We start from the raw sequence: 6,632 nt of genomic DNA, 5'->3' as shown, positions 1-6,632 counted from the left end.
AGGGCACCGCTGCGGAGTGGGCACTGTGCTGGATGGCCGAGCTGCGGCGCCGGCTACGGACGATGCCGGCAGTCACGACGGAGTCCGACGGCAGACCTCCCGAGACCTCCGAGCCGCACCTCCCCGGTCACGGTCGCCCTCATCTGGTGTTCTTCCTGCACGACGAGATCGTGGTGCACGCGCCCGCCGAACTCGCTGAGCAGGTCGCGGCCCACGTGGTGGCGTCGGCAACAGCAGCGGGCAGGCTGCTGTTCGGAGACTTCCCGATCACGTTCCCGCTCGACGTCGCCGTCGTCGACCGTTACGACGAGGCCGACTCGGCCTGAGGCTCGGCGGCGTCGGCCGACTCCACCGGGAGCCGGCCGCGCGCGAGCACGGCGGCGGCCCCCGCCAGCAGCAACGCCGTCACTGCAGTGAGCAGCCAGAGCGGCAGCGCGGCCAGATCGCCCGCACCCCGCACGAGGTTGAGCGCCGAGAGCGGCATGGCGTGGGCGAGCACGGCCGGCCACACCGACCCGAAGCGCGCCACGAGCGCCGAGAGCAGCAGCCCGAGCGGGAACAGGCCCGCGGTGGTAGCCAGTGCCACCTGCAGGGGCAGTGTGCCCTGCAGGACCATCACGCCGTGCAGCGGGACGTGGAAGGCGACCCACACCCCCGACACGATCGCCGCCATCCGCCAGAACCCTTGTGCCGCCAGCAGGCGCTGCAGGAATCCGCGCCACCCGGCTTCCTCGCCGATGGTGCTGAGCGAGAAGATCAGCGCGTACGGGAGCAGCCAGACCGCCGCCGCTGCGAGGTCGGCAGCCGGCAACGGCTGCACCTGCCCGGTCAGCCCGGTGAGCAGCGCGGCCGCCAGGTAGATCGCCGCGAGGCCGAGCATCCCGATGACACATCCAACCAGCGTGCGGCGCCAGCCCCGCGGCCGCAGGCCCCACCAGCGCCCCACATCTCCGGGCAGACCGACGATCCGCATCACCACCAGCGCCACCAGCGCCGGGATCCATCGGCCGACGACCACCGCCGCCTCCGGGATGATCACGTCCACCACGAGAAAGCCCAGGCACACGAGCGTGATGACGCCGAGCGTCCCACCGACGAACAGGACTGCGGCGCGCCGCTCCGAGGCATTTGTTCGCTGCACAATTATCAGCGTAGCATCGGCTCCATGGCACGCCGACGAGGCCCGCGCGGGGACGTGACGCTGCCGCTGCTGGTCGAGGCCGCCGAGCAGGTACTCGCCGCACGCGGCAACCAGGGCCTGACGCTGCGCGCGGTGGCACAGCAAGCGGGCGTCTCCCCCAACGCCGTCTACACCTACGTGGAGGACATGGACGACCTGCGACAGCACGTCGCCGACGCCTTTCTCGGCCGCCTCGACCTCTCCCTGCTGACGACGGAGGCGCCATCCGAGTCGTTCACACGCTTCCTGCTGCACGTGCTCGGAGTGCTGGGCAGCTCGCCCGGCCACGTGGCACTGCTCACCAGCGACCGGATCGGCGGTCCGCACGCACTCGCGCTCAATGAGGCGTTGCTGCGGTTCTTCGTCGACGGCGTGGGCCACACACTCGGTCACGCCGCCGCATGCACGGGGCTGGTGACCGAGTGGGTGCACGGGACGCTGCTGCTGTCACACTCCAGCGACACCTCCCCCGCATTCGGGCGCGCGCTCGCGCGTTCCGACCTCACGCGCTACCCCCTCACGGCCGCGACACCGCCGGAGGAGGTGAGCGACGCCGTCGGGCTCCTCACCCGAGCGGTGCTGAGCCCGACTGAATGAGGCAACCTCAGACCAGGCGGTGCATCCAGCCGTGGACGTCCTCGCGACGCCCGTACTGGATGTCGGTGATCGCCTCGTACAGCTCGGTGGTGACCGGGCCGGCGTCGCCGCTGCCGATCGTGACGTCGAAGTCGGTGCCCTTGAGCCGGCCGATCGGTGTGATCACGGCGGCGGTTCCGCAGGCGAACACCTCGGTCACGTCGCCGGAACCGATCTGCTCCAGCAGGTCGGTCAGCGCGATCCGCTGCTCACTCACCTCACGGCCACCCTCGCGGCACATCTGCAGGATCGAGTCGCGGGTGACGCCTTCGAGGATCGTGCCGAGCGCGGGCGTGGTGACCGAGCCGTCGGCGTGCACGAGGAAGACGTTCATGCCGCCGAGCTCCTCGAGATAGGTCCCGGTGGCGGCGTCGAGGAAGCAGACCTGGTCGCAGCCCTGCTCGTACGCCAGCGCCTGCGGCAGCAGGCTCGCGGCGTAGTTGCCGCCGCACTTGGCGTCACCCGTGCCACCCGGTCCGGCGCGGTTGTACTCCGCGTCCACCCAGATGCTCAGCGGCTGGAAGCCGTTGGTGAAGTACGGGCCCACGGGTGAAGCGATCACGAGGTAGTCGACCTGCTTGGCGGCCCGCACCCCGAGAAACGCCTCGGAAGCGAACATGTACGGCCGCAGGTACAGCGAGGATCCCGGCGCCGAGGGCACCCACTCCGCGTCCGTCGCCACGAGCGAGGCGATCGAGGCGAGGAAATCCTCCTCGCTCAGCGCCGGAAGAGCGAGACGCTTCGCGCTCCGGGCCAACCGGGCCGCGTTGCGGTCGGGGCGGAATGCCCAGACCGAGCCGTCGGCGTGCCGGTACGCCTTGAGGCCCTCGAAGATCTCCTGTGCGTAGTGCAGCACAGCGGCGGCGGGATCGAGGCTGAGCGGGCCGTACGCCTCGATGCGGCGATCATGCCAGCCATCGGACTCGGTCCACCTGGCACGCGCCATGTGGTCCGAGAAGACGACGCCGAACTTCAGGTCAGCGAGCGCCGCGGTGCGCTCGGCCAGGGTGCGTGGGTGCGAGCTCGGTCGCACCTCGTAGGTTGCTGCAGCGTTCATGATGGCTCCACCGTAATGTCGAGAAGGGTGACGTGACGCCCGTTCCGCGCCCTGCGGCGAGAACGGGTGGAGCGTGCCGTGGCGGGCGAGCCCGGGCGGCGCGCTCAGCCGGCTACTCGAGCGGCGATCGCATCGCCGATCTCGGCGGTGCTGCGCGAGGTCGCCGCGTGCTGGGCCGCGCGGTCCTCGATGTCCTTCTCGACGGCGTCGCTCACCTTCGCAGCGGCCTCGTCCAGTCCGAGGTGCTCGAGCAGGAGCGAGACCGAGAGGATCGCTGCGGTCGGGTCGGCCTTGCCCTGGCCCGCGATGTCGGGCGCCGAGCCGTGCACGGGCTCGAACATCGAGGGGAACTCGCCCGAGGGGTTGACGTTGCCGGAGGCTGCGAGGCCGATGCCGCCAGTGATGGCGGCCGCGAGGTCGGTGAGGATGTCACCGAACAGGTTGTCGGTGACGATGACGTCGTACTGGCTCGGGTTGGTCGCGAGGTAGATCGTGGCCGCGTCGACGTGCTGGTAGTTGTGCTCGACCTCGGGGAACTCGGCCGCGACGGCCTCCACGGTGCGCCGCCACAGGTGGCCGGCGTGCACGAGCACGTTGTGCTTGTGCACGAGCGTGAGCTTCTTGCGCGGGCGAGCCTGGGCGCGAGCGAACGCATCGCGGACCACACGCTCCACACCGTGCGCGGTATTGACGCTGACCTCGGTCGCGATCTCGTGCGGGGTGCCCACCCGCAGCGCACCGCCGTTGCCCACGTACGGACCCTCGGTGCCTTCGCGGACCACCACGAAGTCGACGTCGCCGGGGTTCGCCAGTGGGCTGGGGACGCCGGGGTACAACTTCGAGGGGCGCACGTTTACGTAGTGGTCCAGCGCGAACCGGAGCTTGAGCAGCAGCCCGCGCTCAAGCACGCCGGAGGGCACGCTCGGGTCGCCCACGGCGCCGAGCAGGATCGCGTCGTGACCCGTGATCGCCTCGAGGTCCTCGTCGGTGAGGGCGTCGCCGGTGCGGTGCCAGCGCGCGGCGCCGAGGTCGAACGGCGTCTGCTCGATGGTGACGTCACTGCCCTGCAGCGCCACGTCGAGGACCTTGAGTCCCTCGGCGACGACCTCGGTGCCGATGCCGTCACCGGGGATCACTGCGAGCTTGATCGTGCGTGCCATGTCTCGCACCTTAACCGATGCGTCCCACCTCCTGGGATCGGCGTCTCAGGATGTAGGCGTCATGCGGACCCTCGCCGCCCAACGCGTGCGATTCACCGTCACGTGGTGCCGGCGAATCGCCCGGAAGCGCCTTCCCCGGTGGGCGGTGGATGCGAGCAACTCGTCTCAGAGCCAGCCGGCAGCGCGCGCGCCGCCGACGATCGGCACCAGGATCCACGCGCCGAGCCCTCCCCAGGTGACGAGTTGCGCGAGCAACCAGGTGGCGCCCACCTCCGGCGGTACGAACCACTTCGCTCGGGCGAACTGGCCGGCGTGCTCCTCCATGTCCAAGCGGCGCAGCAGCCGCCAGAGCGCGCGAGCGCGCGAGATCGCCCGAACCCCACCCTCGACCGAGGTGAGCTCCGCCAGGTCGGCGAGCACCGCCGTCGTCAGGGCATCGACATCGACGAGACCGAGCAGGTCGGCGGCAAGGCGGTCGCGGTCGCGGCCCGCGCGGCGGGTCGCGCGCACGCGGATCAGGAAACTCACCGTGACCGCCAGTCCGGCGATCGCCAGCACCAGCAACACCCAGGCAAGGACGCTCGAGGACTGCGAGAGCGAGGTCGCCACGAGCACCGCCACCGCCGCGAACCCGACCGCGGCACCGCCCGCCACGAGCACGGCGGGCACTGCCAGCACCGTGGCAGCGACGCCGAGCGCCGCCGCGACCCGCTGGGCGTCCCTTGTCAGCCCGGCAGGGGTCTCAGGGCCAGGCATCCGGTCGGTCACCGGACCATCATGCCCGGTACGCCGCGCTGTTCCGGTTACCCCCCGGGGGCTGACCGGCTCGACACCGACTCAGCCATTCGGGAGACTGTGAAGCATCCGGGGAACCCAGTACCCGGAGCAAGGGGACCGACGTGACCTACCCATCGCCCGACCAGCAGCCGGAGCAGACCGACCAGCCTGCCTGGGGTACGCAGCAGAGCGCACCGAACCGCGGGCAGGTCGACCCCAGCGCCGGCACGGACGACCGCATCCTCGCGGTGCTCGCCCACCTGTCGCCGATCATCGCCGCGATCGTGAGCGCCGGCTGGCTGAGCTTCCTCGGCCCGCTGATCCTGTACTTCATCTACAAGGACCGCAACTCGCTCGTGCGCAACGCGGCCGCCTCGTCCTTCAACTTCCACATCACCGTGTGGGCGTGCTGGATCGTGGCCTGGATCCTCGCGATCACGATCATCGGCCTCCCGATCTCGATCGTGCTGTGGGTCGTCCCCGCGATCGCCCAGATCGTGCTCTCGATCGTCGGGGCGTTGCGCGCCTGGAACGGCGAGGTCTACCGCTACCCGTTCCAGCTCCCGATCCTCAAGGTCTGAGTCCCGGTCAGAACGAGGCCCCTCGAGCTTCAGCTGGTGGGGCCTCGTTCGCGTCTACGTCAGCGTCCGGCGCTTCCCTCGGTCCTTGTGGTCGGGAAGACACCTACCGCCTCGTCCGGATGGACCCTCCTACGTCGGGCCCACCTCCCTCAGCGTCCGGCGCTTCCCTCGGTGTAATCAGCGTCCGTGGGCTTCACCCACGCGAACAGCTTCCGCAGCTCGCGGCCGGTGGCCTCGATCGGGTGCGCCTCGCCCTTGGCGCGGAGCTCCTTGAACTCCGGCGCGCCGGCGTCCTGGTCGTCGATGAACCGCTGCGCGAAGGCGCCGTTCTGCACGTCGGCCAACACGGCCTTCATGTTCTCCTTCACGTGCGGGTCGATCACCCGCGGGCCCGAGACGTAGTCGCCGTACTCGGCGGTGTCGGAAACGCTCCAGCGCTGCTTGGCGATGCCGCCCTCGTACATGAGGTCGACGATCAGCTTGAGCTCGTGCAGCACCTCGAAGTACGCGACCTCCGGCTGGTAGCCGGCCTCGGTCAGCACCTCGAAGCCGTACTGGACCAGCTGCGAGGCGCCGCCGCAGAGCACGGCCTGCTCACCGAACAGGTCGGTCTCGGTCTCCTCGGTGAAGGTCGTCTTGATGCCGGCGGCGCGCAGACCGCCGATGCCCTTGGCGTAGGACAGCGCGAGCGGCCAGGCGTTGCCCGAGACATCCTGCTCGACCGCCACGATCACCGGCACGCCCCGGCCATCCACGTACTCGCGGCGCACGAGGTGACCCGGGCCCTTGGGGGCGACCATGATGACGTCGTTGCCGGCCTTGGGCTTGATGTAGCCGAAGCGGATGTTGAAGCCGTGCCCGAACACCAGCGTGGCGTCCTCGGCGAGGTTCGGCTCGATCTCGGCGGCGTAGACGTTCCGCTGAACCTGGTCAGGAGCGAGGATGACGACGACGTCGGCCTCCTTGGTCGCGTCGGCGACGCTCAGCACGCGGAGGCCTTCGTTCTCGGCCTTCTCGGCCGAGGCGCTGCCCTCTCGCAGACCGATGCGGACGTCGACACCGGAGTCGCGCAGGTTGAGGGCGTGCGCGTGCCCCTGGCTGCCGTACCCGATCACAGCCACCTTCTTGGCGGCGATGAGGGACAGGTCGGCGTCGTCGTCGTAGAACAGCTCGGCCACGATGGGTCTCTCCTTCAGATGGCGTTCGTTGGCGAACGGGTGGTGCTGGACTGAGGTGTATCA

At 70.1% G+C, this 6,632-nt stretch carries 7 protein-coding genes and 1 pseudogene; 3 read left to right on the top strand and 5 right to left on the bottom strand.

Translation table 11 applies throughout. The features are described 5' to 3' along the window. Window positions 1-326: pseudogene (locus tag ACOJSN_RS04775) on the top strand (bifunctional 3'-5' exonuclease/DNA polymerase); the annotation flags it as partial. Here the strand turns inward: ACOJSN_RS04775 and ACOJSN_RS04770 are convergent. Then, window positions 302-1,141, bottom strand: coding sequence for a CPBP family intramembrane glutamic endopeptidase (locus ACOJSN_RS04770; protein WP_420111365.1), 840 nt, complete (start codon window positions 1,139-1,141; stop codon window positions 302-304). The pseudogene ACOJSN_RS04775 and the gene ACOJSN_RS04770 sit on opposite strands and share 25 nt — an antisense overlap. A 24-nt stretch (window positions 1,142-1,165) precedes the next feature. Here ACOJSN_RS04770 and ACOJSN_RS04765 point away from each other — a divergent pair, with 24 nt between their 5' ends. After that, the gene (locus ACOJSN_RS04765) at window positions 1,166-1,777 is read left to right on the top strand and encodes a TetR/AcrR family transcriptional regulator (RefSeq protein ID WP_420111364.1); all 612 of its coding nucleotides are present in this window, start codon (window positions 1,166-1,168) and stop codon (window positions 1,775-1,777) included. A 7-nt stretch (window positions 1,778-1,784) separates the two neighbouring features. Here the strand turns inward: ACOJSN_RS04765 and ACOJSN_RS04760 are convergent, their stop codons facing one another. The 3 genes from ACOJSN_RS04760 to ACOJSN_RS04750 all read right to left on the bottom strand — a co-directional run bounded on the left by ACOJSN_RS04760 (window position 1,785) and on the right by ACOJSN_RS04750 (window position 4,801). Further along, window positions 1,785-2,873: a branched-chain amino acid aminotransferase gene (locus tag ACOJSN_RS04760; RefSeq protein WP_420111363.1), complete on the bottom strand. Its 1,089-nt coding sequence runs from the start codon at window positions 2,871-2,873 to the stop codon at window positions 1,785-1,787. Between the two features lie 104 nt (window positions 2,874-2,977). Beyond that, window positions 2,978-4,033: a 3-isopropylmalate dehydrogenase gene (locus ACOJSN_RS04755; protein ID WP_420111362.1), complete on the bottom strand. Its 1,056-nt coding sequence runs from the start codon at window positions 4,031-4,033 to the stop codon at window positions 2,978-2,980. A 165-nt stretch (window positions 4,034-4,198) separates the two neighbouring features. Continuing rightward, the gene (locus ACOJSN_RS04750; RefSeq protein ID WP_420111361.1) at window positions 4,199-4,801 is read right to left on the bottom strand and encodes a hypothetical protein; all 603 of its coding nucleotides are present in this window, start codon (window positions 4,799-4,801) and stop codon (window positions 4,199-4,201) included. A gap of 131 nt (window positions 4,802-4,932) precedes the next feature. Between ACOJSN_RS04750 and ACOJSN_RS04745 the strand changes: the two genes are divergently transcribed. Further along, a complete protein-coding gene (locus ACOJSN_RS04745) occupies window positions 4,933-5,391 on the top strand; it encodes a DUF4870 domain-containing protein (protein WP_420111360.1) in 459 nt (152 codons plus the stop codon). Between the two features lie 149 nt (window positions 5,392-5,540). Here ACOJSN_RS04745 and ilvC read toward each other — a convergent pair whose 3' ends face one another. Beyond that, a complete protein-coding gene (gene ilvC / locus ACOJSN_RS04740; RefSeq protein WP_420111359.1) occupies window positions 5,541-6,569 on the bottom strand; it encodes a ketol-acid reductoisomerase in 1,029 nt (342 codons plus the stop codon). Window positions 6,570-6,632: the final 63 nt, after the last annotated feature.

The organism is Pseudactinotalea sp., assembly GCF_048594945.1.
Lineage (GTDB): Bacteria > Actinomycetota > Actinomycetes > Actinomycetales > Beutenbergiaceae > Pseudactinotalea.
Note: the sequence above shows the minus strand (reverse complement) of the source record. Positions and strands in the feature narration are given on the sequence as shown.

Excerpts from the sequence above, each read along its gene's own strand:
- ACOJSN_RS04765 (WP_420111364.1), top strand. The coding sequence starts at position 1,166 with ATGGCACGCCGACGAGGCCCGCGCGGGGACGTGACGCTGCCGCTGCTG.
- ACOJSN_RS04755 (WP_420111362.1), bottom strand. The coding sequence starts at position 4,033 with ATGGCACGCACGATCAAGCTCGCAGTGATCCCCGGTGACGGCATCGGC.
- ACOJSN_RS04760 (WP_420111363.1), bottom strand. The coding sequence starts at position 2,873 with ATGAACGCTGCAGCAACCTACGAGGTGCGACCGAGCTCGCACCCACGC.